The organism is Pseudoalteromonas sp. (genome assembly GCF_041629635.1).
Classification (GTDB): domain Bacteria; phylum Pseudomonadota; class Gammaproteobacteria; order Enterobacterales; family Alteromonadaceae; genus Pseudoalteromonas.
This window is the reverse complement of record NZ_JBFKMX010000060.1, coordinates 1-22163: the sequence shown is the minus strand read 5'-3', so window position 1 is coordinate 22163 and position 22163 is coordinate 1. Positions and strand designations below refer to the sequence as shown.

Here is a 22163-nt window from a genome sequence, read left to right as displayed (position 1 = left end):
GATTAATTTATAACTAATGAAGGGTTTGTTACAGCAAGCCCTACTTTTATCTCAGTTCAAAAATCTGTCTTCACATTTTTGTAATAAACAAAATGTCACACATACTTTTTATGTTGCGACTTTATGTTGCAACATGATTTAAAAAATTTTTTAACTAAAAAGATAGCAACTGGCACCTTTTTAGTTAAATAATAATATTACTATTTTACGCTGTTCATCGCATCAATTAACAGTGCAGAAATTTTTGCACCTTCGCGTAATGTGCTTTCTGATGCTTGTTTACCACTATGAGATGCATCCGTAAATGGGGCAATTTCCATCATATCTGCACCCGTAATCGGAAACTCTTTAGCTAGAGCGCTTAATATAAGTACCGCTTCATCAGGCGTCATACCATCATATTCAGGTGTACCTGTTGCAGCAGCAAATGTTGCATCTAAGGCATCGATATCGAAACTAACATAGAGTTCATCTACCTTATCCGCTTTCAATTGTGCAATTACACCATCAACAATTGCTTGCGCGCCTTGTTCGCGAATTTCATGTGCCCAATGTTGTTTCACACCAAAGGTCGATTCCCAATGTGTTTTATCTTTACCGCTTGAGCGAATACCAAATTGAATAAGGTGATGTGGCGCTGGTAAAAATTCTAAAATATGCGTACACCAAGAGCCAAAACAAAGATCAATGCCTAATCGCTCAACCAGTAAATCTGTGTGAGCATCAAAATGGATAATAGCCGTGCGTTTACCTGCTGCGCGTTTTGCTTTTAAGTAAGACTTTGTTAATGGGTAACTTATTGAATGATCGCCACCGATACCAAAAATCCCTTTTGTTGGGAAATTTGCATAAAAATCGTCACATACATCTTCTGTAATTGATAGTGGGCTTACTGAGTATTCACTTTGTTCATCTTGGTAAAGTGCTTTTTGACAATTCGAAATAGTGCCATCATTTAAATATTTATCATGAAGCAGGTGCGGTATTACACGTACATCACCAAGGTCGAATGTTTTTGAATTAGGTTGCTGCTCCATTAGCGTGCTGCGAAGAAACAAAGGACCCCAGTTTGCACCACGTAAAATGCCACCACCACAATCTGAGCTGATGCCTAAAGTAACCGCTTTATATTCACTTGCATCAATGTTGGCTAAGCTATCACGCCAAAGAGCATCAATATTATCTGTTTGTCCATAAATTGATTGGTGTAATGCTTCTTTTCTCTCTTTTGCTGTATTTACAGTAAATACACCGTTACCTGGCGGACAAAGACAGTTAGAAACTTTTTCAATAAAGGTGTTTTTAGCGTCGCTCATTATTTGCTCCTGGCTAAACATAACTTCAATATAATTATGCATTATAAAATTTATATTAGTGCTTTACGTAAAAACATCGCTTAACGACTTGTAAATAACATAACGTTAGTTCGTTGCGTCTTAACCAATCGGTTTAAAGCTTTGTAAATAAAGCGATTATTTAAAAGTGTTTGATAAAGCATTAATCTACATGCCCCTTACATAGAGTTTTCATATTTAAATGTCAAATCTCTATTCGCTTAAAACCATGTTATAAACGTTATTCTATGCACTCTTATTGCATAGGCTTTCAAAAATCTTCAAGTTCAACTTTGTAACTAAATGATTTACAATGGCAATCTTAAAACAAATAATAATTAGGAAAGGTTTAATGGAACTAAACACTACAGAGCAAATACGTCGTTCACAGGTTCAATTTTCAGGTGAGACAGGACAATTCTTCAAAATTTGGATAGTTAATATCGTTTTAACAATCCTTACGCTTGGTATTTATTCAGCATGGGCCAAAGTACGTACTCATCGTTATTTTTATAGCAATACGAGTATTGAAGGACATCAATTCACTTATTTAGCAAATCCCATTCAAATATTAATTGGTCGTATTATTGCCGTTGTATTGTTCATAATTTACATGGGTTCAGTACAATTTGTGCCTATATTAGGCCTTTTCATCATGCTTATTGCCATGTTTTTAATGCCATGGGTGATCAATCGAAGTATGCGTTTTCAAAATAAAATGACCAGTTACCGTAATGTACGCTTTGGTTTTAAAGGCAGTTATGGTGAGGCATTTTTACTATTCATTATTTTACCAATTTTAGCTGTATTGACCCTCTATCTTCTTATGCCTTGGGTGATTAAAAAAATTAATGAATACATTATAGGCAACACAACATATGGAGATCGTCAAATTGAAACCGATTTATCGGCAACTGACTACTACATTGCCTTTTTACTGGTAGTTGCAATATCAGTGGGTGCAATGTTTGGTTTTGCAATTGTGATTGGTATTGGCGCGGCGATTTTTGGTGCAACTGTTGATACAACAAACATGGATCCAACTGGGTTAAGCGTGGCTATGTTTATTATGGGCCCAATAAGTGCGCTTTTATACGTGGGAATGTTTAGTTTAATTACGGGTATCTATCAGTCTCGTATTCGTGCCCATAACTTTGCTAATAGTGAAATTAAAGACGTTGTTCAGTTCGAATCAACAATTACTGAAATGCAATTTACACGTTTAGTGTTCTTTAACCTAATTGCTATTGGTTTATCACTTGGTCTTGCCTACCCATGGGCAAAAATTCGAAAAGCACGTTATTTAGCGAATGGTACCTATATTGAAATTCACCCTAATGCAGACCATATTATTGATGATATGACAGATGAAAAATCAGCAATTGGTGAAGAAATCGCTGATGTATTTGATTTAGATATCGCGATTACCTGATGTCACAAATCATAAATGGTACATTATACCGCTCGGGCAGCTCACATGCGTGTACTGCCCAATTAGTTGTAACTGAGCATCATCTGAGCATCATTTCAAATGGTACAGAGCAATGTTCATATAACTTAACTGAAGTAAAATTAAGCGATGCTATTCCAGGTATAGCAACCGAAATACGCTTGCCTAATGGTGATATGTTTATTCCAGCCGACAAAAATTGGCGTTTAAATAAACAAAGTGGCTCTCTATTAAGTCACCTGGAAAGCAATTGGCTAACTGTTGTTTCTTCTATTATTTTAGCACCCGCGCTAATTTACTGGTTAATTATGGTTGCTATGCCAGCGCTTGCGAGTAAAAGTGTTGAATGGTTACCAGAGAGTATTCCAGCCTATATGGGCGAACAATCATTCACCATTATAGATGAGGCATTTCTATCGCCATCCACACTCGATGACAATACAAAAAATAGTGTAAATTCTCTGTTCGATAAAGCGCTTGAAACCCTGCAATTAAATAATGAAGACTATCAATTATTAATTAAACAAAGTGACTACTTTGGCGCAAATGCATTAGCACTTCCAAATGGTACTGTGGTTGTTACTGATAGTTTAATAATCCAGTTAATGGAATTTGAAAAAACACAAAATACAGCCACATTTGATAGTATGCTAATGGCAATAATTCTACATGAAATTGGTCATGTAGAAGCCAAACATAGTCTGAAGTTAGTTGCCCAATCGTTATCAAGCGCCATCGTGTTTGCTCTATTGCTGGGTGATTTAGAAACGGTGGGTGAATTAATGGTTGGTGCAAGTTCTGCAGTTATTCAGGCCAATTTTTCTCGTGACATGGAAACAGAAGCTGATAATTTTGCTCTTAGCCACCTAGGAAAATTAGGTTATGAACCGGCGGCATTTGCTGATGCTATGGAAAGTTTTAATGAAGAAAAAGTAGATACCACAGAAAGTATTTTTAAATACCTAAGTTCACATCCAGCCATTGTAGAGCGCATTGAAAAAGCAAAGAACTTCAATTCGGAACAAGAATAATTTTTAAAATTCTCTCATGGTGTTGAATTTGCTGTGAGAGAATTCAAACAAAGCTTTTATACTTCTAGCTATTAAGTTCATTATTAGCTGTTATTTAAAACTTATTTAGCTAATCAGTCTTTCACGAACATTAGAAGTTGCTCTATCTTGTTAATCGGTGTTCATTTCAATAATAACCTATATTGAAAGCAATTAATGGCGTATGATTTCGTTAGTTTGCCGATGAATTCATGAAAGCAAATTGAACAAATAAAACTTACAGGGCTTATGCATAATGAAAAATTAGGTTTGATTATCACTTTTAATTAGGGCTAATTAATCTTTTGTTTAAATTTATTACTTTTTGAACGGTTCATGTTTTTTTGTATATATTACCCAAAGCAAAAAGAGTTGAAGAAACGATTAATTGCATACAGTGACAAATTCATTTACTTTTTAAAAATCTACAATAAAAAATTTGCTCTTTTAGTACATAAGCAATATGACATCTAAATACACATCTTTGAAAGCGTTTTATCCTTTTTACTTATCTCAACATCAAAACACTGTGTGCCGCAGATTACACTTTGTAGGATCGCTTTTAGGGCTTACATGTTTGGCAGCTGCTTTTATTTTACAAGCTCCCTACTATATTCTTTTAGGTTTAGTATTAGGTTATTTATTTGCTTGGATTGGACACTTTGTTTTTGAAAAAAACAAACCTGCAACCTTTCAATACCCGCTATACAGTTTTGTTTGCGATTTGTTAATCTTTCGCGACATTTTACTCAGGCGTTTACCTTGGTAAACAGAGTAAGTCTTTTATTGTTTCGATAGAAAGAACAGCTTCAACCTCACTTGCTAGCTTTTCAATCTGAGCATCTCTTTCCTTTTTATAATCAAAAGTTTGAGCATCATTTAAACCTGCCCAAGTTAAAATTTCACTAAGGTATTGGCTGTTATCAAAAATGCCATGTAAATACGTTGCTTCTATTTGCTTATCCGCACTTCGATAACCTTCAAACTCACCATTGGTTAATTTAAATAAACGCTCACAGTGCTCAGTAGCTTCACTTACACCTGCGTGGATTTCATAACCAGATACCGGAACCGCTGTTTTTAAGCATTCAGCATTCGTTTTACTTAGTGTTTTTATGGGCATTAAGGTTGTTTTAATTGGTAAATAACCTAAACCTTTTTGTTCGGATAACGTTGACTCAATACCACTTGGGTCAAATATATCTTGCCCTAACATTTGCATCCCGCCACAAATACCGAACACTTTGCCACCATAACGTAGGTGCTTTGCGATGTAATCTTGCCATTTTTCTTGTTCTAAAAATTTGAAGTCTGATATCACACTTTTAGAGCCTGGCAAAATTAGCAAATCGCATTTCTTAACTTCGTTTGGAGTACGCGCGTAACTCAGTTCTACATTTGGGTGTAAACGTAATACATCAAAATCCGTATGATTTGAGATTCGAGGGTAAACAACCACAGTAACATGCAAAACAGTATCTGCGTTTATAATTTGGTTGAAATCAATCGCATCCTCAGGCTCGATATAAAGCTTTGGAATATACGGGATCGTTGCAAGTACAGGAATACCTAATTTTTGTTCTAACCAATCGTTTCCTGGCTTTAATAACGCTATATCACCTCTGAACTTATTGATAACAAACCCTTTAATTCGCGCTTTTTCTGATTCAGATAATAATTCGTATGTACCCACTAGATGTGCAAAAACACCACCTTTATCAATGTCTGCAACAATTATGACTGGGCAATCAGCCGCCTCTGCAAATCCCATATTAGCAATATCGCGATCTCTTAAGTTTATTTCTGCAGGGGAACCCGCACCTTCGACAATCACAGCATCATATAGATTCGATAATTTATGATGAGACTCAAGTACAGCGCTTAATAATTTAGGTTTCATCTGATGGTAATCGACCGCATCGGAATTGCCTATTGATTTACCATGCACAATCACTTGCGCACCTATGTCTGAATTTGGCTTAAGTAATACAGGATTCATATCAACGGTAGCTTCAACTCTTGCAGCTTCAGCTTGTACAGCTTGTGCTCTGCCTATTTCGCCACCGTCTTTTGTAACAGCGCTATTTAACGCCATATTTTGTGGTTTAAAAGGGGCAACGCGAACATTGTGATTTGATAGAATTCGGCACAATGCAGCAACTAAGATACTTTTTCCAGCGTCAGAGGTTGTGCCTTGTACCATCAATGTTTGCTTTGCTTTCATACTGTTCTCACAATTCAAATTTGCTGCACACTAACAAATTTACGGACCATTGTCCTTTACAAATTAGCGCGATAATTCAGACTGTTGTTAATATTTGCTAAGTATGAGCATTAAGGATGAAAAAAGTATTTCACTTAGGTTTAGATAAAGACGCACTGCAAGGGGCTACACTTGCGATTGTACCTGGCGACCCAGCACGCGCTGAACGTATTGCAGAATTTCTTGAAAACCCAACAGCACTTGCTAAAACACGTGAATATCATGTGTATTTAGGCTTTTTAAAACAAACACCGGTTATTGTATGTTCAACCGGTATTGGTGGCCCAAGTACCTCAATTGCAGTTGAAGAATTAGCCCAGCTAGGTATTCATACTTTTCTTCGTGTTGGTACAACAGGCGCTATTCAGCCAGGTATTAATGAAGGTGATTTATTAATTAGTCATGCATCAGTACGTTTAGACGGTGCGAGTCAACATTTCGCACCAATCCAATACCCTGCTGTTGCAGACTTTTTTGCAACTCAAGCCATGGTTAATGCCTGTGATGAGTTAGGTGCAACATATCATTTAGGTATTACAGCTTCTTCTGATACTTTCTACCCTGGTCAAGAACGTTATGACACTTACTCAGGTTATGTTACAAAAGCGTTCCAAGGAAGTTTTGATGAATGGCAAAAACTAGGCGTTATGAATTACGAAATGGAATCAGCAACATTATTTACCATGTGTTCTGCTCTTGGATTAAAAGCGGCGTGTGTTGCAGGGGTTTTAGTTAATAGAACTCGCAGTGAAATTCCAAATACCGATCATCAAAAAGTAGAAAAAATTGCAGTACAAGCAGTATTAAAAACTGCTGAAATACTCATTTAAACGGTTAATCGAGGAAGTTTTATACTTCCTCAAACACCACATCTATTGCTTTATCTAAACTACTTGCCACAGCTAAAGTAACACCATTTTGATTACCCTTGCCTTTTCGCTGTTTTATTAAAATTGACTTGATGCCTTTAATACCGGAATCCCTATTGTGCAATTGCATTTGACTTAAGGCTGCTTGCAGAGGTGATAAGCTTGGGCTATATGCCGCATTTTCTAAGTAAACACCAAAATATTGTTGATTATTCGAAGTTGTTATTTCACACGCTGCATTGTTGCCAGAATAAGGTGCATAACTTTGGGCAAAAAAATCGTCAATGGATAAACTTTGTTTAAAAGGGTACGAAAATAGCGGTGCATTATTATCTAAATCACTTGGACCAAATGCATCTGGTAGATAATCTTGAATTGATTTTGTCGTATCATCGACAGAGATTTTTGGTTGATTCTCTAATTTGATCTCATTGATAAACTGTCGGCAAAAACCACATGGCGATGCATTAATAATTAGTTTTTCAATTTTTGCAGCGCCATGGATCAACGCATTGTGAATAGCACTTTGCTCTCCATGGACTACAAGACTTAATGCTTCATCTTTAAATTCTAAATTTGCACCAAAAAATAAGCGCCCCTGCTCACCTGCTTCAAGAGCAAGTGCTGCAACGTGAAAGTTAGAAACTGGCGCAATTGCATAGCCAGACACCCACTTCAAAAGAACATCGAAAAAGTTTTTTTTAGTGTCAAATAGGGAGGCTAAGTGAGTTACTTCATCACTGCTAAGATAAGATTTGCGTTCGGTAAATTTTGATATTGCCGATTCAAATTGCTGAATTGTTGTCATATTAGCAAATAAAACTTTTAAAAAGGCAGTTAACACTACCGATTGCTGCCTTCCTACAATAAGGTCAAATGTCCGCTTGACACAAATATTTAATTCTAGTTACCTAAGTGTAAATAACTAATTATAAAATTAAGGATGACCATGCGAATTTTACTACCCCCCTTTTAACCGCTGCAACAATGCTGGGCTGTGCATCTAAGCCGTTAATGCTATCTAAAACTGATAACGATATTACATTTGGTGATTTAATTAAAATCGACAACTCCAAGATGGATCTGTCTTATGTAAAGCAGAGTTTTAATTGGCATAAGTACAATGCTATTCATATCGCTAAGATAACAGCAGATAACAACCATTCAGACAACTACAAGCCGCCAAAAAAGGAAAAATGGGATGGATACAACGCAACTTTTGACATTCAAGAATCAGGTCTTAAAAAGCTTGAAGCTGAATTTATATCCATGGCAAAAAACACCTTTGATGATAAACAGATTTGGCAGTACAAAGATAGTGTGGACGAAAACACTCTAGTTTTGTATATTGAGATTCCCGATATACGCCTTTCTGCTCCTTTAGAATCATCAAGGATAAATCAAAACATTAATGGTCGCTCATACACTCAAAATGCGGGTTCTATGGTACTGAAAGCAATAATACTAGACGGTGAGTCTAACGAAGTAATTGCAACTTCCATCGACAGAGCGACAGCACATGATAATTGGCGTTTAAATACGCAGGTATTCAACTGGAGTGATGTGCGTACAATCTTTCAGAGCTGGGCAAATGCGCTTAAAAATGCGATATTTCAAATATATCTTAAGCACCAAGAATATCACTTTCATTTAGGTACATTCATGATAAACAACAATAAAACGCAGTGATGTTAAAGATTTAACTTAATTTTTGTGATAGTCTTCGGCGCAAAAATAAAACTGGTAACACTTTTCGCATAAACTATACTGGTTAGTAAACTTATGGAAATTGCGAAGGTTTAGCAGGGTCATAAAGTGCAAATTATGAAATCTATATCCCGTGTTGTTTTCGTTATATTAGGGTTTATCATTGCTACCTATCTCATTTTAGCTTTGTCTTTAACACAAGGTGTGGCACTATCGTATCATCAAGACTCGAAAATAACGCAAGTTATTTTAGATTCTTCTTCTCTTGAACCTCAAAAATCAACTTTATTCTCTACTTTATTTAGTTACATTGATTTTGTAAGTAGTGAAAATCAAACATTTATCCGAATTGAGCAATCGGATGACAAAGTTATTGTCATTCCGCTTAAGAAACTGCTTACGGAAGTTCTACTATTTTCAAATTTTCCATTGTTATTGTTGTTATCTGTTTTAATTATTATTCCCTTGATTATTGCAACAACCAAACAAAGGAAACTTGAGAAAACAATAACACTTCTTAACAGTAAAACTGATAATCTCTTAAGTGCATTTAATCTCGATATACCAAAGTATGAAAGTGAAATTTCGTTGGCGCGTTTAAGTCACTCTATAAACTCTCTTTGCGAAGCAGTAAACAGATATAAACGCGATACAGAAACAAACATATTCCAAGATAAATTGACTGGACTCGCTGATAGACATGCATATTTAAGTCATTTAAAAGAACAACTTGCAGAAGCAGAAAAAACAGATAAAAAACAGGCTTTATTGTTCATTGACCTTGATGGCTTTAAACAAGTGAATGATTCATTTGGTCATAGCTTCGGAGATGAGGTCCTGATCCAAGTTGCTGAACGCTTGAGAACAATTGTACGTAATCACAACCTATCGTGTTTGCACCCAATTAATGGTATCGAGCAGAGTTTATCTAGACTAGGTGGTGATGAGTTTTCAATTTTTATTAGTGACCTTAATAATCCTTCTATTGCAGTAAACGTTGCACAAAATGTATTACATGAAATTGAGCGTGACTTCGTATTAGGTAATAAAGTTATCAAAATTGGTACGAGTATCGGTATTGCAATTTACCCTGATAGTGCTGCAACTCCGTTTGCTTTGCTTCAAATGGCCGATGTAGCAATGTATCGCGCTAAAACAGATGGACGGGGAATATTTCGTGTTTACTCACCAGATATGGGAAGTAAAATGCGACGTTATCATTATTTATTGGAAGAAATGCGATTAGCTTTAGGCAGCAACAATTTCTCCTTATCATTTCAACCTATAGTTCATGTTGAAGATTGCAGTATTGATTATTTTGAGTCTTTGGTAAGGTGGCATCATCCAGTAGAGGGTACAATTACACCGACCGAGTTTATACCTATTGCCGAAGAGTCAAATTTAATTTTAGAACTTGGAGACTGGATATTATTCGAAGCTTGTCGACAAATGTCAGCATGGTATAACGCCGGTATGACGCGTGTACGAATATCAGTAAATATCTCAGGAGTTCAGCTAAAGCATCGAAAACTTGATGAGTGGGTAATTGAAACTATCGAAAAAGTAGGGTTACCACCAAAAGCTCTAATGCTTGAAATTACCGAATCGTGTTTTATTGAAGCTTCTAAAGAGACAATCAGTAGCCTACAAAATCTGCGAACAAAAGGGATCACCATTGCAATTGACGATTTCGGTACCGGTTTTAGCTCTTTATGTACCTTAGCAGAATTGCCTGTGGATGTTATTAAAATTGATAAGTTGTTTATCGACCAAGCTAATGATAACCCCAAGTATAATAAAATCCTTCATTCAATTAGTGAACTAGGCCATCAATTAAACCTTAAAGTTGTAGCTGAAGGTGTTGAGTCTGCAGAACAATTTGAATTAGTCCGGAAAATGGGGATTCAATGTGTCCAGGGTTATCTAGTATCAAAACCTGAAACATCAAATACCGTCGGTAGTAAAGTACTTAGAACAAACATAAACCATATTGCAGCCACAGGGACAAATATTTGGCTGCCAGAAAATGAACCTGCAACACGACCTAAACTTCATTCCGTATAGTAGGAAATATATTTATGAGACATACAGTAAAAACATTAATAATAAGTTTATTTTTTATCACATTCTTTGTAAGAGCTGATTTACAAAAAGGGATCGATGCCGCAAATGAAGGTGACTTTGAAACCGCACTCTTTCACTTTAACTATCTAGTACAAAATAATTACGGACCTGCAATGTATCATTTAGGTCAAATGTATGAGTTTGGATACGGTATTCCACGAGATCCGAAAAAAGCATCTGAAATATATGAAAAGGGTGCTGCACTGGGTGAAGAGGACGCAATTTTCGCTTTAGGCACTCTTTACCAATACGGAAAAGGAGTTGATAAAGACCTGCAAAAAGCCGTGTCTCTATATGAGCAATCAGCTCAAAAAGGCCTTGCAGCCGCACAATTTAATCTGGGTGTTATGTATGCCAATGGCACAGGGGTGATACAAGATTTTTTCCAAGCAAAAAGTTGGTACACAAAAGCAGCTGCGCAAAATTATGCTGCGGCGCAATTTAATCTTGCACTTCTTTATTTTGAAGGACAAGGTGTGGATAAAAATTTAGAGATGTCCTTTATTTGGAATTCGGTTGCAGAGTTTAATGGCCATAAGGATGCTAGCCATAGTCGTAAATTAGATGAACGTAAAATGTCTCCTTCTCAGGTTAAAGATGCTAAAGAAAAAGCGAATGAACTTTACCAAAAAATTCTAGCTGGTAAATATTACGGTGATGAACGTCGCATCTAATTGCTTTTTAGCTTATTTACAGGCATGGTTTCTATTTTTTGGAAACCGCCTGTGCTTAATCTTTTCCTTCTATGTATCATAATTGCGCTTATTTGTTTAATTGTTAAATCTTCACTTAACAATGCAAAAATAGCTAAACAAAACATTGAATTACAAAATCGATATCTAGCAGAGAACAAACTAGGGTCAGACGTAATTGAAACTGTTACAGGCTTACAATATGAAATGCTCGTTGCAAATTCTAATGGGCAACAACCAAGTAAAGCAAGCAAGGTTAAATGTCATTACCATGGTACATTAATTGACGGCACTGTTTTCGACTCATCTGTAGAAAGAAATACACCTCTTTGCTTTTCACAAAATCAAGTAATACCGGGTTGGACTGAAGTACTTCAGCTTATGAAAACGGGTGAGAAAGTCAAAGCGGTTATTCCTTATAACTTGGCATATGGAAAACGTGCTGTAGGGAAAATTCCACCAGCATCATTACTTATTTTTGAAATTGAACTACTCGAAGTTATAGATTAGTTTTAAAAGCGTTAAACACCATAGTAAGCGATGAGCCTTAATGCAATTCCAGGTTCATCGTCAAAATCATAACGCTCTCTAAATTCAACAAATGGTTCTGCTTCAAAAAACAGCCAATGTTCAAAAAAACGCATGCGCCAGCGGTACGATGCGTAGTAACTGCGTTCTCCACTAAAACTGTCATTTGCCCAAGCCCCAATTACACCAGCTTTATCTTGATTATAGGTTTGGCTATGAAACACCCCAATGGATACTCGCTTTGTCGGTTCACTTTCAACATAACGCGTATTAAATGCAAAGTTTAATATTTGGTGTGGTGTTAATTTAACGTCTGCACGAGTGTACAGGCGTACACCAACACCGTCTTCTAAATAATATTCAATACTAGGACTGACTGAAAATCGCCAATCATTTATAGTGTGACGGAATTTAAGTCGTGTTTGGGCAAACAAGTTTGAACGGCTAAAACCAATACGATGCTCAACATTCCAGCGCTTACGCTGAACCATATACCAGTTAAACGCTGCGTTAATGTTATTATTTTGTTCAGTAGAAATACTTTGTAGGGGTAGCCTATCTTCTTCCTCTTCATCGTTATCGATAATCAGGCTCACTTTCTCTTCCCAATTTGGTAAATCTAAAGAGACTTTAAATTGATTATCGAAATCGAGTAGATCTCTTGCGCGGGGTGCAAAACCTAATGATACATAGCCTTTTGCACTTGCGATATCCCCTTTTGCATTATCATCTTTAACTAATTTATCAAGCCATTGCGCCGAATTTTGCATATGTGTATTTAAACGCGAACGAAATAATGTCGCACTTTCAGTGACTTCATTTTTAAGTTCAGCACTTATCGATTCAATTTGACTGGGCGTTGGTTGTGAATTGGCGGAGGAATTTGAAAAGGATAAAAAAGGGACTGTTATTAATACCAAGTAACCTACACGATAAATATGGTTTAACAACATTCCCTCTCCTTAGTCAGTTACTAGATTGCAACTTTTTTAGGTGCTTTATAGTATTTATAAAGACCAATTAATGATGCTGCAATCCAAAATAATTCAATTACAAAACTCGCTAAATTGAAATTATAACAGAGGCTTATAAGTAAAAGAATTGCACCAGAAAGGTTCATTAGATTATAAGCAATACCTGTGGGTTTAACTTTATCTAATTGCAATAAAAAGAACGCACCGACAACAAGAAATGTACCGGTCATGCCGATAATATCGAAAATAATTGAAATCAATTGATAACTCCAAGCTTATGCGCCCAAATATGCTGGCCCGGTCCGTGGGGAGGGCGATTTTCATTCCTTGAAACAGCTTGTAGTTGAGGAGAACCCTCAGTCGCAATTATTCTAATGATTTAAAAACTGCATGCAAACACTTTTGTCCTTGACTTAGTGTTAAAATAACTAACTTATTTTGGCCTTACCGCCAATTATTTTATAAGCCATACTACCTCGAATCATCTGTTCTCGCGCAAACTCTTGTCCACATGATGGGCAAATACAAGCTACATCGCAAAAATCTTTAGCTATGCGTTCTTTAAAACACTTAACTAACGCACCTTTTCCATTTTTATGGTACTTGTAAAGCCGGGTTTTACATAACGCACATATAATATCAACTACACGTTCTGGTAAACGCTTATTTGGTTTAGCCATAATGTTCCAGTTTAAACTCTTTGTGGTTTTTTAATTTTACCTTGAAATCTTCATCGAATAATAATGAATGAACGTACTAATGTTCAAACATACTCGATTACCGTTATAGTATTTTATAATTTATTCCTTAACGATTTATCGCTTAACATAAGGTATCTTAAGTGTTTGTGATTTTGCATCCACTAGTTTTGTCATTATTAATCAGTTCTGGCCTGATTGTTTCATTGTGCAATCCTATTCCTCAAGTAAATAAAAACTTACTATTAAACAATTGATAGAAAATAGTTATTTTAATACACCACAAAATATTAATCTTGAATTTAAGTTTCTGTAACTTTTTTAGGTACTTATCAAATTAAGCTTAAAATACTCAACATTGAAGACAATCTTAAACACTATACATATCAGCGTTTGTCTTTAGGTACACTAATTCTCATATTATTGTTTAAAAGGAAGTGCATACCTTAGACGCCTTTTGATTATTAATGAGCCTTTGCAATGAAGAATGGGCAGATACTATAAGAGAGTCTCTCTTTTTTTCATATGGTGGTTATTAAGTTGGCATTATTGGTAAATGATTTTTTAATTATAAAGATGACAAAATAGCCAAAATGTTAATAAATAAGGATTTAAAACTGCAACAATCAATTTAGTTATTTGAATGCAAATAGAGAAGTCACCCAAAGAAAGTTCAACTAACGAATTTTCAGGAGAGTTAGGTACTGATAAAGCTAGCAAACAAAACGATAGCTAGCGCGTTTAAACAAAGACAAATCGCACTGTATCTGGTATAACCAGTTCAATACACTAAGAAATGAACGTAAGGGTTGCTAATGAAGTATGCCAAAATTACCGGCTGGGGGAAATGCATTCCACCGGTAACACTCACAAATGATGATCTAAGCCAAATAATGGAAACTAATGATGAATGGATTACATCTCGTACTGGCATAAAAGAGCGTCGTATTTCTCATCAAAGTACCGCTGATTTAGCAACTATAGCAGCACGTAATGCCCTTGATTGTGCCGGTATTACCGATGCAAGTGATATTGATTTAGTTCTGCTTGCGACTTGCACACCAACAACACTGGTTGCAAATACCGCATCTCAAGTTCAAAAAAATATTGGTGCCAAAGGGGCTGCTGCATGTGATGTAAACGCCGCATGTTCTGGGTTTTTGTATGCATTACAAAATGCCACGGCGCAAATTCAAGCTGGCATGATTAAAAAAGCGGTTGTAATTGGTGCTGAACGAATGACTTGGTACGTTAACTGGCAGCGCCGTGATAGCGCTGTATTATTCGGTGACGGTGCAGGTGCTGTCGTTCTTGAAGCCAGCGATGATAAATCAGGACTACTTGGAACAAAAACTGGCTGTGATAGTGAAGACCGTGAAATTCTTCATATTCGTAATTTTGGTACTGACATTGATAAATACCAAGTAATAGGACCTTCTGATATTTTATTCGAAGGGCGCGAAATCTTTAAACGCGCAGTAAAAGGTATGACAACCGCAGTGGATGATGTATTGCAGCAAGTGGGCAGTGATATATCTGATATCGATGTGCTTATTCCACATCAGGCAAATTTACGCATAATCCAAGCGATTCAAACTAAAGTAAAATTACCTGATGAATCTGTTATGGTGAATATAGATAAGTACGGTAATACCTCTGCGGCGACCATTCCTATTGCGCTGTGTGAAGCTGTTGAATGTGGTTTAATTAAACCAAATAGCAGTATTATTTCAGCTGCATTTGGTGCTGGTTTAACATGGGCTGCCAGTTATATTCAATGGGGAGAGCGAACTACCCCGATCATTGCGGCTACCCACGCATTATCAAAATGTGATAAATCGAGCCTGGAATTAATCCAATATGCTGTAGAGCATTGTCAGTAACCTCTTCTAAAGCCTGTAATTATGCAGGCTTTCTTATTTGCAAATTTTCCTTTTAACACTACGCTTTAAATATTAAGACGCGCCATAACGCATGTGATGGATTGCAATTTTGCGAATGTTAAAGGGTACTACTATGCATGAGCATACTTCCGCAATAGAACAAAGACGCTCATTACGACTTGACATGGAAAAAGAGCTTATCGGCTTAGAATGGCAATGTGAAAATGGCAATATTATTAAACGCCAAGCAATGTGTATTGATGTATCCAATGGCGGGCTAAAAGTTAATATAGACCGCCCTATCAATACCGAAAATCCTGTAAAAGTTACATTCCGAGATAAACAAGGTAACACTAACTCAGTCTACGCAAAAGTCATTAGAGAGACCGAGGTTCATGATTGGTTTGATGTTGCCATGGAATTTATCGAGCAAGGGGGTGCAAAATGATTATTCTTGTTGGCGGCGAAAAAGGTGGTAGCGGTAAAAGCTGTTTGGCACAGAATGTAGCGGTATATCTAACGCTTCAGAATTTCACTGTGCTAATCGTCGATTGTGATCCACAACGAACATCATCCGATTGGATCCAAGCTCGTAATACCAATCCACAACTGCCTTGTATCAATTGCGTACAACTGTACGGAAAAATTAGAAATGACCTTTTAAGTTTAGAAAACCACTACGATTACGTCATAGTTGATTGTGGCGGGCAAGATAATCTCGCATTGCGAGCTGCAATGTCAGTTGCAGATCACACCATAATCCCACTTAGACCAAAACGTCGTGACCTAAAAACCGTCCCGCATATGGAAGATATTTTAACCACTTGTAAAATGGTAAATCCGAAGTTAAATGCAGCTTTTGTCATTACCCAATGCCCCTCTCTACCCAATCAGGCTAATCGGATAATCGAAGCAAAAGAAGTTTGTGCCTCATATGGGATTCCTGTCTTAAATGCTGTTACCTTTAGCAGAAATATATATGATGATAGTGAGGAAAATGGTCAGTCTGTAATTGAGCGCGACCCAGATGGTAAAGCAGCTCAAGAAATAAAAGCCATTGTTGACGAGTTATTAACAATGGAGGTGGTTCACGGTCATGAGTTTAATTGATTTAAAAAAGAACAAATCACGAAATCAAAAAGAAAAGATTTCTGTCGACGAGTTTATTGAGCAAGCGAATTTATATGCACAAGGAAAGTGCAGCAATCTTGATAAAAAAAGACATTTAAAAAAAGGGCGAAAGTTCAAAAATGCAACTTTTACCCTTTCGCCGGATCATATAAAACAGCTTGATGAGATATCTAAAAAATCCGGCTTGTCTAAATCATATATCCTTAGATTACTGATACATGAACTTGCCCAAGGCGACGAGTTAACCTTGGATGAACTAATAGATCATATCGAAACAAAATAAGTTATTGATACTTATCTTGTAAGTACTTCAATACAGCACGCACACCAAAAGCTTCCCCCCCTACAGGACGGCCTGGTAACTTTCTTAAGTTCCACGCCATTACGTCAAAGTGAACCCATGAAATATTGTCATCAACAAACTCTTGTAAATAAAGAGCAGCTGTAATGGCACCACCAAATGGACCTGGCGCACAGTTTGTCATGTCAGCGACTGAGCTGTTTAATAAATCTTTGTAATCTTGATAAAGTGGTAAATGCCACACCGGATCTTGAACAGCTTCAGCGGCAGCTTCTAAGCCTGAAACTAATGCTTTATCATCACTAAAAAAGCCTGGTAACTCAGTACCTAAAGCTATACGGCATGCACCAGTTAAGGTTGCGAAATCGACTAGAGTATCAGGTTTGTCATTCACCGCTTCTGCTAATGCATCACAAAGAACTAGGCGACCTTCAGCGTCAGTATTATCGATTTCAACTGTAATCCCTTTACGTGTTTTTATAACATCACCTGGGCGTAACGCATTATCAGAAACCGCATTTTCAACGGCAGGGATCATCACGCGCAAATTAACAGGTAATTTAAATGCCATGATCATATGCGCCAAACCTAATACATGCGCTGCACCGCCCATGTCTTTTTTCATTAAACGCATGCCTGAAGCAGGTTTCAAATCTAAACCACCAGAATCAAAACAAACACCTTTGCCAACTAAAGTTACTTTTGGAGCATTTTCATCACCCCATCGTAAGTCGAGCAGTCTTGGCTTATTTGCACTCGCACGGCCTACAGCGTGGATTGTTGGATAGTTTTGTTCAAGTAATTCATCACCAACAATTTGTGAAAAAGTGCCTGAAAACTCATCCGCCATATCAGACATAAATTCAGCCATATGCTGTGGCATCATATCACCCGCAGGCATATTCACTAAATCACGAACAATGCTAACACCTTTAACATAGGTCACTACTTCATCTAATACAGTTTTGTCAGCTATTGCTAATTTGACTGATTGCGTTTTAGATTGCTTATATGGTGCAAAATCGTAACAGCCTAACGCAAAACTAGTCGCGATTAGTTTGCTAGTATCTTTATCGTTGGTTAATAAATATGTGCCATCCGGTAGCTGGCTAGCAAGATCGCCACATGCCCAAAGAGATTCTGTACTTTGAGTGAAGAACACTACCTCTTCCAATTTCCCATCTGTAAAATTAGGTACTAGTAATACACCTTTGCCTTCAAAACTTATCGCATTAAGCCAATTTTGAATAATTTTGCTTTGCTTTTGTTGCCAAGCGTTAAATTCGCTTGATGCAAGAATTGTAAGCGGAATCCCTTCAGATTGGTGAACTAGGGCTTGCGTCATATTTAAAGACCTTCATTTGTTTAAATTATACGTAATAGCATAACAAACATTTGAATTGATTGTCTGATTTATACGTTAAGAAATTTACTTATTTTCTGATTTGTTAAAGGCACTTGGCAGTACTTCAACGCCTACCATTTTGCCCAATTTAACAATGAGCGGAATTGTGATGGGTGCAAAAGGTAAGATAGCAAAAATGCCTAATCCTACACCTTTTAAAACATCCAGAAATTGTTGATTTGCTTCTTTTAGTTCACTTTTACTTGCTTTACCTTGCGTATAATTACGATAAGTAATTAGCATATCAATTGTTTCTTTTTTTTCTTGAGCGAGTGCATGTTTTACTTGCAACATTTGACGACGAACTTTTAATCGGCTTCTTTGTTGTTTTATTTTAAGCACACGCATAGGTGCTTTATGGAAATATTTCATCGTTCGCATTCTTTTATTTTCGCACATGAAATGAAAAAGGCATAAACGATTTCTGTAAAAAGTTGTTGGTTTAAATCCCTTTGTATTAAGTGTGTTGTATAAACCAATCTAAAGTATCTTGGAATGTTTCTGATTTTCCACTGTTTCTGATACATATTGGTATAACGAATTTAGCCAAAATTAGTTGACCACTACAAATATAAAGAATTGGCGGCAAAGATTCTTCTGGTAATGCTTTGCCATAATCAAAGTCATCAAAAGAACTCTTCCAATGGTTTCTTTTTATCCATTCAACGTCCTTTTTATGAGATAAGCGGGTTTCATCGTCTGAACCAAAACGCTTTGCTGGTAAATAGCCATACATTATGATTAAAATGGATGACATAAAGTACCAAACTAAATTTGCCTGAAATTATTTACTCATGTGCATATGTATATCGACCGCTTTGATGCAAAATAGACGGATGCTTTAAACTCATTTGTGTGCTGTTGAAAACGTGCCTGTACTCAATTAAGTAAAACTCCCTTCACAAGAATGGCGTAAAATAGGAAATGAATTGCCTTTGCCTGGATGCCTTTTTTATAACACCCAGTATTGCAGGTATTTCTTCGAAGATAGTACATTGTTGACCAGCTTTGCTTTGAACTGAAATTATAGGTTCACTATTTTTTCTACCTCTGAGGAACGAAACAAATAAAACCCGTTTCAGCTAAAACGAGGCTAATCCTTTATTAGAATGGGTATAAAACAACCGAGTATTTCCCATAAAAAGCACTACAAGCTCTTTAATATTTCGTAAATTTGCCTTAAATGAACCTTATCGACATTTGCCAAGTTTTTAGGTGAGACAGTTGTTTAAACATATTTACATATATTCACCTGGTCATATCATATAAATACTAAAAATTTAGGCTTGTTTTTGCAAGAGATGACGAAAGAGCGTGTTAAAATATACTGATTATCAGTAAGACTGAAGCTAACATGACATCAAAAAAACATCATCCACGTAATATTCATCTTAATGGTTATGATTTAGAGCGTTTAGCGAAGAACTCCCCGTTGCTCAAAGCACTATTAATTAAAAATGAATACGAGAAAACATCACTTGATTTTAGCGATGCAATTGCTGTAAAAGCGCTTAATCAAGCACTTTTAGTCGAAGATTATAAAATTGCTGTTTGGGACATTCCTGATGTAAATTTATGCCCAGCAGTACCAGGACGTGCTGATTTAATTCATACCTTAGCGGATTTACTGGCAACAAAACAAAATGGTGATGTACCCACTGGCAAGAAAATACATTTACTTGATATTGGTACGGGGGCGTCTTTAATTTACCCTATTTTGGCGCATCAAATTTACGGTTGGAGAGCAACGGCTAGCGATATTGATAATAACTCATTAAAACAAGCTAAAAACCTTGCAACATTTAATCAACTGCCGATAAATCTAAGATTACAAAAAGAGCCCCAGCGAATATTTCAGGGCATTATTAGGGAAAATGACTATTTTGATATAACTTGCTGTAACCCACCTTTTCATAGCTCTTTAGAAAATGCCAAAAAAGCTAATCAACGTAAGTGGCAAAACTTAGATAAAAACGGCACTAAAGGATTTAATTTTTCTGGGCAAAAAGCAGAATTGTGGTGTGAAGGTGGAGAGCTCGCTTTCTTACGCAACATGATAAAAGAAAGTGAATTGTTTAAATTACAAGTAGGTATATTTACCTCACTGATTTCAAAGAGGGAAAATTTACCTCAGTTAACAAAAGCGTTAGAAAAGTTAGATGACTGCAGTTATCAAGTTTTACCTTTAGCGCATGGACAAAAAGTAATGAACTTATTGTGTTGGCAATTTAACGCGTAAACTGAGTTGTTTTAGATAAATACTAGTTGGGCTCAATAAATAATTGAGTCCAACTAAGTAAAAAATTAGTTAGGTACAGCAATTTGATTTTCTAAGCCTTCAAAATAGTGCTTACGGCAAACAGAAACGTAACGATCGTTACCGCCTATTTCAACTTGTTCACCCTGAGTAATTGGCACACCTTGCTCATTTGTTCGAAGCACCATATTAGCTTTACGCCCACAGTGGCAAACCGTTTTAAGTTCAATCAGTTTGTCGGCCCACGCCAATAAATACTGTGCACCAATAAACAGCTCGCCTAAGAAATCGGTTCTTAAGCCGTAACACAGCACAGGGATTTTTAATCTATCTACCACTAAGCACAATTCTTCAACTTGTTTCTTAGTTAAAAATTGCGCTTCATCAATTAAAACACAATCAATTTTTTTAATGGCATGTTTGGTGGCTATTTCATCAATTAGATTTGATTCAGGTGAGAACAATGACGCATCAGCGGCAAGTCCAATGCGCGAACTTACCTTACCTGCGCCAAATCGCGTATCAATTGCTGCAGTATAGATTAATGGCTCCATACCACGTTCTTTATAGTTAAATGCCGACTGTAATAACGTAGTAGATTTTCCTGCATTCATCGCAGAATAATAGAAGTACAACTGAGCCATAATATACCCGAAGTAATAAAAGAGGTAATGCTATCTAAGTTCATTGGTTAACGCTAGCCATTAACTAGTTTTAAACAATAATACTTAGATATTAGAGCGGGAATTAACGTTTATTGATTTTCCTTTGCTTATTTTATAATACTCTTTATACCAATCAACAAATGCATTAATGCCGTCTTGAATACTTGTTTTAGGCCTAAAACCAATAACACTTTCTAGTTTTGTTGTATCTGCAAAAGTTGCAGGTACATCTCCTGCTTGCATCGGCAAAAACAACTTTTTCGCTTGCTTGCCTGAAGCAATCTCAATGGCATTTATAAATTGCATTAGCTCTATTGGTTGATTATTTCCAATATTGTAGAGCCTATAAGGCACATCGCTCTTTGCAGGTGTACTGCGATTAAGCGTGTTATCCACTTGTGGGATAACGTTTTGGATCCGAATGATGCCTTCAACAATGTCATCAATATAAGTGAAATCGCGCTTCATTTTACCTTGATTGAATACGTTTATTTCTCGGTCATTTAAAACTGCATCAGTAAAAAGATATGGCGCCATATCAGGCCTACCCCAAGGGCCATACACAGTAAAAAATCGTAGACCAGTTGTTGCAAGCCCATATAAGTGACTATATGTGTGCGCCATCAATTCATTGGATTTCTTAGTAGCGGCATAAAGTGATACAGGATGATCTACCGCATCATCTTCTGAGAATGGCATTTTCTCGTTCATGCCATAAACCGAGCTAGATGAAGCATAAACTAAGTGCTCAACTTTATTATGGCGACAACCTTCTAAAATTGTTGTCATGCCAACAATATTTGAATCAATATATGCCATCGGATTTTCTAATG

The 22163-nt window shown here is 36.5% G+C and carries 24 protein-coding genes; 13 read left to right on the top strand and 11 right to left on the bottom strand.

The window, feature by feature from the left end:
- Positions 1 to 200: 200 nt before the first annotated feature.
- A complete protein-coding gene (locus ABYD77_RS10280; protein WP_372769540.1) occupies positions 201 to 1316 on the bottom strand; it encodes an arginase family protein in 1116 nt (371 codons plus the stop codon).
- Between the two features lie 370 nt (positions 1317 to 1686).
- On the opposite strand from ABYD77_RS10280, the gene ABYD77_RS10275 reads away from it, so the two are divergent.
- The 3 genes from ABYD77_RS10275 (at position 1687) to ABYD77_RS10265 (ending at position 4602) form a co-directional block, all read left to right on the top strand.
- The gene (locus ABYD77_RS10275; protein WP_372769538.1) at positions 1687 to 2766 is read left to right on the top strand and encodes a YjgN family protein; all 1080 of its coding nucleotides are present in this window, start codon (positions 1687 to 1689) and stop codon (positions 2764 to 2766) included.
- Positions 2766 to 3815: a M48 family metallopeptidase gene (locus ABYD77_RS10270; protein ID WP_372769536.1), complete on the top strand. Its 1050-nt coding sequence runs from the start codon at positions 2766 to 2768 to the stop codon at positions 3813 to 3815. The genes ABYD77_RS10275 and ABYD77_RS10270 overlap by 1 nt, the downstream gene beginning before the upstream one ends.
- Positions 3816 to 4296: 481 nt before the next feature.
- Positions 4297 to 4602 carry an Mpo1-like protein gene (locus ABYD77_RS10265; RefSeq protein WP_372769534.1) on the top strand — a complete coding sequence of 102 codons (306 nt, stop codon included), beginning with the start codon at positions 4297 to 4299 and terminating at the stop codon, positions 4600 to 4602.
- Here ABYD77_RS10265 and ABYD77_RS10260 read toward each other — a convergent pair.
- Positions 4591 to 6057, bottom strand: a complete 1467-nt coding sequence (locus ABYD77_RS10260; protein ID WP_372769532.1) for a cobyric acid synthase — start codon at positions 6055 to 6057, stop codon at positions 4591 to 4593. The genes ABYD77_RS10265 and ABYD77_RS10260 overlap by 12 nt on opposite strands.
- 116 nt (positions 6058 to 6173) lie before the next feature.
- Between ABYD77_RS10260 and udp the strand changes: the two genes are divergently transcribed.
- Positions 6174 to 6926 (top strand): uridine phosphorylase, encoded by a 753-nt coding sequence (udp, locus tag ABYD77_RS10255; protein ID WP_372769530.1) that lies wholly within the window; start codon positions 6174 to 6176, stop codon positions 6924 to 6926.
- Between the two features lie 19 nt (positions 6927 to 6945).
- On the opposite strand, the gene cdd is transcribed toward udp, so the two are convergent.
- Complete coding sequence (gene cdd / locus ABYD77_RS10250) at positions 6946 to 7809, bottom strand: cytidine deaminase (RefSeq protein WP_372769528.1); 864 nt, start codon at positions 7807 to 7809, stop codon at positions 6946 to 6948.
- 170 nt (positions 7810 to 7979) lie between these two features.
- On the opposite strand from cdd, the gene ABYD77_RS10245 reads away from it, so the two are divergent.
- The 4 genes from ABYD77_RS10245 to ABYD77_RS10230 all read left to right on the top strand — a co-directional run bounded on the left by ABYD77_RS10245 (position 7980) and on the right by ABYD77_RS10230 (position 11998).
- A complete protein-coding gene (locus tag ABYD77_RS10245; RefSeq protein WP_372769526.1) occupies positions 7980 to 8654 on the top strand; it encodes a DUF3313 domain-containing protein in 675 nt (224 codons plus the stop codon).
- A gap of 135 nt (positions 8655 to 8789) precedes the next feature.
- A complete protein-coding gene (locus tag ABYD77_RS10240; protein ID WP_372769524.1) occupies positions 8790 to 10736 on the top strand; it encodes a putative bifunctional diguanylate cyclase/phosphodiesterase in 1947 nt (648 codons plus the stop codon).
- Between the two features lie 14 nt (positions 10737 to 10750).
- Positions 10751 to 11470, top strand: a complete 720-nt coding sequence (locus ABYD77_RS10235; protein ID WP_372769522.1) for a tetratricopeptide repeat protein — start codon at positions 10751 to 10753, stop codon at positions 11468 to 11470.
- Positions 11471 to 11521: 51 nt separating this feature from the next.
- A complete protein-coding gene (locus ABYD77_RS10230; protein WP_372769520.1) occupies positions 11522 to 11998 on the top strand; it encodes an FKBP-type peptidyl-prolyl cis-trans isomerase in 477 nt (158 codons plus the stop codon).
- Positions 11999 to 12009: 11 nt separating this feature from the next.
- On the opposite strand, the gene ABYD77_RS10225 is transcribed toward ABYD77_RS10230, so the two are convergent.
- The 3 genes from ABYD77_RS10225 to ABYD77_RS10215 all read right to left on the bottom strand — a co-directional run bounded on the left by ABYD77_RS10225 (position 12010) and on the right by ABYD77_RS10215 (position 13670).
- Positions 12010 to 12969 carry a hypothetical protein gene (locus tag ABYD77_RS10225; protein WP_372769518.1) on the bottom strand — a complete coding sequence of 320 codons (960 nt, stop codon included), beginning with the start codon at positions 12967 to 12969 and terminating at the stop codon, positions 12010 to 12012.
- 20 nt (positions 12970 to 12989) lie between these two features.
- The gene (locus ABYD77_RS10220) at positions 12990 to 13250 is read right to left on the bottom strand and encodes a hypothetical protein (RefSeq protein ID WP_372769516.1); all 261 of its coding nucleotides are present in this window, start codon (positions 13248 to 13250) and stop codon (positions 12990 to 12992) included.
- A 168-nt stretch (positions 13251 to 13418) separates the two neighbouring features.
- Positions 13419 to 13670: a hypothetical protein gene (locus ABYD77_RS10215; protein WP_372769514.1), complete on the bottom strand. Its 252-nt coding sequence runs from the start codon at positions 13668 to 13670 to the stop codon at positions 13419 to 13421.
- Between the two features lie 833 nt (positions 13671 to 14503).
- Here ABYD77_RS10215 and ABYD77_RS10210 point away from each other — a divergent pair.
- The 4 genes from ABYD77_RS10210 to ABYD77_RS10195 all read left to right on the top strand — a co-directional run bounded on the left by ABYD77_RS10210 (position 14504) and on the right by ABYD77_RS10195 (position 16985).
- A complete protein-coding gene (locus tag ABYD77_RS10210) occupies positions 14504 to 15571 on the top strand; it encodes a ketoacyl-ACP synthase III (protein ID WP_372769512.1) in 1068 nt (355 codons plus the stop codon).
- 133 nt (positions 15572 to 15704) lie between these two features.
- On the top strand, positions 15705 to 16019 hold the full coding sequence (locus tag ABYD77_RS10205) for a PilZ domain-containing protein (protein ID WP_372769510.1): 315 nt from the start codon (positions 15705 to 15707) through the stop codon (positions 16017 to 16019).
- Complete coding sequence (locus ABYD77_RS10200) at positions 16016 to 16681, top strand: AAA family ATPase (protein ID WP_372769508.1); 666 nt, start codon at positions 16016 to 16018, stop codon at positions 16679 to 16681. Before ABYD77_RS10205 ends, ABYD77_RS10200 begins: the two co-directional genes overlap by 4 nt.
- The gene (locus tag ABYD77_RS10195) at positions 16668 to 16985 is read left to right on the top strand and encodes a ribbon-helix-helix protein, CopG family (RefSeq protein ID WP_372769506.1); all 318 of its coding nucleotides are present in this window, start codon (positions 16668 to 16670) and stop codon (positions 16983 to 16985) included. The genes ABYD77_RS10200 and ABYD77_RS10195 overlap by 14 nt, the downstream gene beginning before the upstream one ends.
- Position 16986: 1 nt before the next feature.
- On the opposite strand, the gene ABYD77_RS10190 is transcribed toward ABYD77_RS10195, so the two are convergent.
- The 3 genes from ABYD77_RS10190 to ABYD77_RS10180 form a co-directional block, all read right to left on the bottom strand.
- Entirely contained in the window at positions 16987 to 18348 is a 1362-nt protein-coding gene (locus ABYD77_RS10190) for a M17 family metallopeptidase (RefSeq protein ID WP_372769504.1), read from the bottom strand.
- An 84-nt stretch (positions 18349 to 18432) separates the two neighbouring features.
- Entirely contained in the window at positions 18433 to 18789 is a 357-nt protein-coding gene (locus ABYD77_RS10185) for a hypothetical protein (RefSeq protein WP_372769502.1), read from the bottom strand.
- Positions 18790 to 18865: 76 nt separating this feature from the next.
- Entirely contained in the window at positions 18866 to 19165 is a 300-nt protein-coding gene (locus ABYD77_RS10180; RefSeq protein ID WP_372769500.1) for a hypothetical protein, read from the bottom strand.
- A 597-nt stretch (positions 19166 to 19762) separates the two neighbouring features.
- Here ABYD77_RS10180 and rlmF point away from each other — a divergent pair.
- On the top strand, positions 19763 to 20647 hold the full coding sequence (rlmF, locus tag ABYD77_RS10175; protein ID WP_372769498.1) for a 23S rRNA (adenine(1618)-N(6))-methyltransferase RlmF: 885 nt from the start codon (positions 19763 to 19765) through the stop codon (positions 20645 to 20647).
- 65 nt (positions 20648 to 20712) lie between these two features.
- On the opposite strand, the gene ABYD77_RS10170 is transcribed toward rlmF, so the two are convergent.
- Both ABYD77_RS10170 and ABYD77_RS10165 read right to left on the bottom strand, forming a co-directional pair.
- Complete coding sequence (locus tag ABYD77_RS10170; RefSeq protein ID WP_372769496.1) at positions 20713 to 21309, bottom strand: thymidine kinase; 597 nt, start codon at positions 21307 to 21309, stop codon at positions 20713 to 20715.
- An 84-nt stretch (positions 21310 to 21393) separates the two neighbouring features.
- The coding region (locus ABYD77_RS10165; protein WP_372769494.1) for an NAD-dependent epimerase/dehydratase family protein at positions 21394 to 22163 on the bottom strand (770 nt) is incomplete at its 5' end.

Excerpts from the sequence above, each read along its gene's own strand:
- ABYD77_RS10275 (WP_372769538.1), top strand. The coding sequence starts at position 1,687 with ATGGAACTAAACACTACAGAGCAAATACGTCGTTCACAGGTTCAATTT.
- ABYD77_RS10235 (WP_372769522.1), top strand. The coding sequence starts at position 10,751 with ATGAGACATACAGTAAAAACATTAATAATAAGTTTATTTTTTATCACA.
- ABYD77_RS10195 (WP_372769506.1), top strand. The coding sequence starts at position 16,668 with ATGAGTTTAATTGATTTAAAAAAGAACAAATCACGAAATCAAAAAGAA.
- ABYD77_RS10270 (WP_372769536.1), top strand. The coding sequence starts at position 2,766 with ATGTCACAAATCATAAATGGTACATTATACCGCTCGGGCAGCTCACAT.
- rlmF (WP_372769498.1), top strand. The coding sequence starts at position 19,763 with ATGACATCAAAAAAACATCATCCACGTAATATTCATCTTAATGGTTAT.
- ABYD77_RS10180 (WP_372769500.1), bottom strand. The coding sequence starts at position 19,165 with ATGTCATCCATTTTAATCATAATGTATGGCTATTTACCAGCAAAGCGT.
- ABYD77_RS10265 (WP_372769534.1), top strand. The coding sequence starts at position 4,297 with ATGACATCTAAATACACATCTTTGAAAGCGTTTTATCCTTTTTACTTA.
- udp (WP_372769530.1), top strand. The coding sequence starts at position 6,174 with ATGAAAAAAGTATTTCACTTAGGTTTAGATAAAGACGCACTGCAAGGG.
- ABYD77_RS10210 (WP_372769512.1), top strand. The coding sequence starts at position 14,504 with ATGAAGTATGCCAAAATTACCGGCTGGGGGAAATGCATTCCACCGGTA.
- ABYD77_RS10170 (WP_372769496.1), bottom strand. The coding sequence starts at position 21,309 with ATGGCTCAGTTGTACTTCTATTATTCTGCGATGAATGCAGGAAAATCT.
- ABYD77_RS10215 (WP_372769514.1), bottom strand. The coding sequence starts at position 13,670 with ATGGCTAAACCAAATAAGCGTTTACCAGAACGTGTAGTTGATATTATA.
- ABYD77_RS10225 (WP_372769518.1), bottom strand. The coding sequence starts at position 12,969 with ATGTTGTTAAACCATATTTATCGTGTAGGTTACTTGGTATTAATAACA.
- ABYD77_RS10280 (WP_372769540.1), bottom strand. The coding sequence starts at position 1,316 with ATGAGCGACGCTAAAAACACCTTTATTGAAAAAGTTTCTAACTGTCTT.
- ABYD77_RS10185 (WP_372769502.1), bottom strand. The coding sequence starts at position 18,789 with ATGCGAACGATGAAATATTTCCATAAAGCACCTATGCGTGTGCTTAAA.
- ABYD77_RS10200 (WP_372769508.1), top strand. The coding sequence starts at position 16,016 with ATGATTATTCTTGTTGGCGGCGAAAAAGGTGGTAGCGGTAAAAGCTGT.
- ABYD77_RS10190 (WP_372769504.1), bottom strand. The coding sequence starts at position 18,348 with ATGACGCAAGCCCTAGTTCACCAATCTGAAGGGATTCCGCTTACAATT.
- ABYD77_RS10245 (WP_372769526.1), top strand. The coding sequence starts at position 7,980 with ATGCTATCTAAAACTGATAACGATATTACATTTGGTGATTTAATTAAA.
- ABYD77_RS10260 (WP_372769532.1), bottom strand. The coding sequence starts at position 6,057 with ATGAAAGCAAAGCAAACATTGATGGTACAAGGCACAACCTCTGACGCT.
- ABYD77_RS10205 (WP_372769510.1), top strand. The coding sequence starts at position 15,705 with ATGCATGAGCATACTTCCGCAATAGAACAAAGACGCTCATTACGACTT.
- ABYD77_RS10240 (WP_372769524.1), top strand. The coding sequence starts at position 8,790 with ATGAAATCTATATCCCGTGTTGTTTTCGTTATATTAGGGTTTATCATT.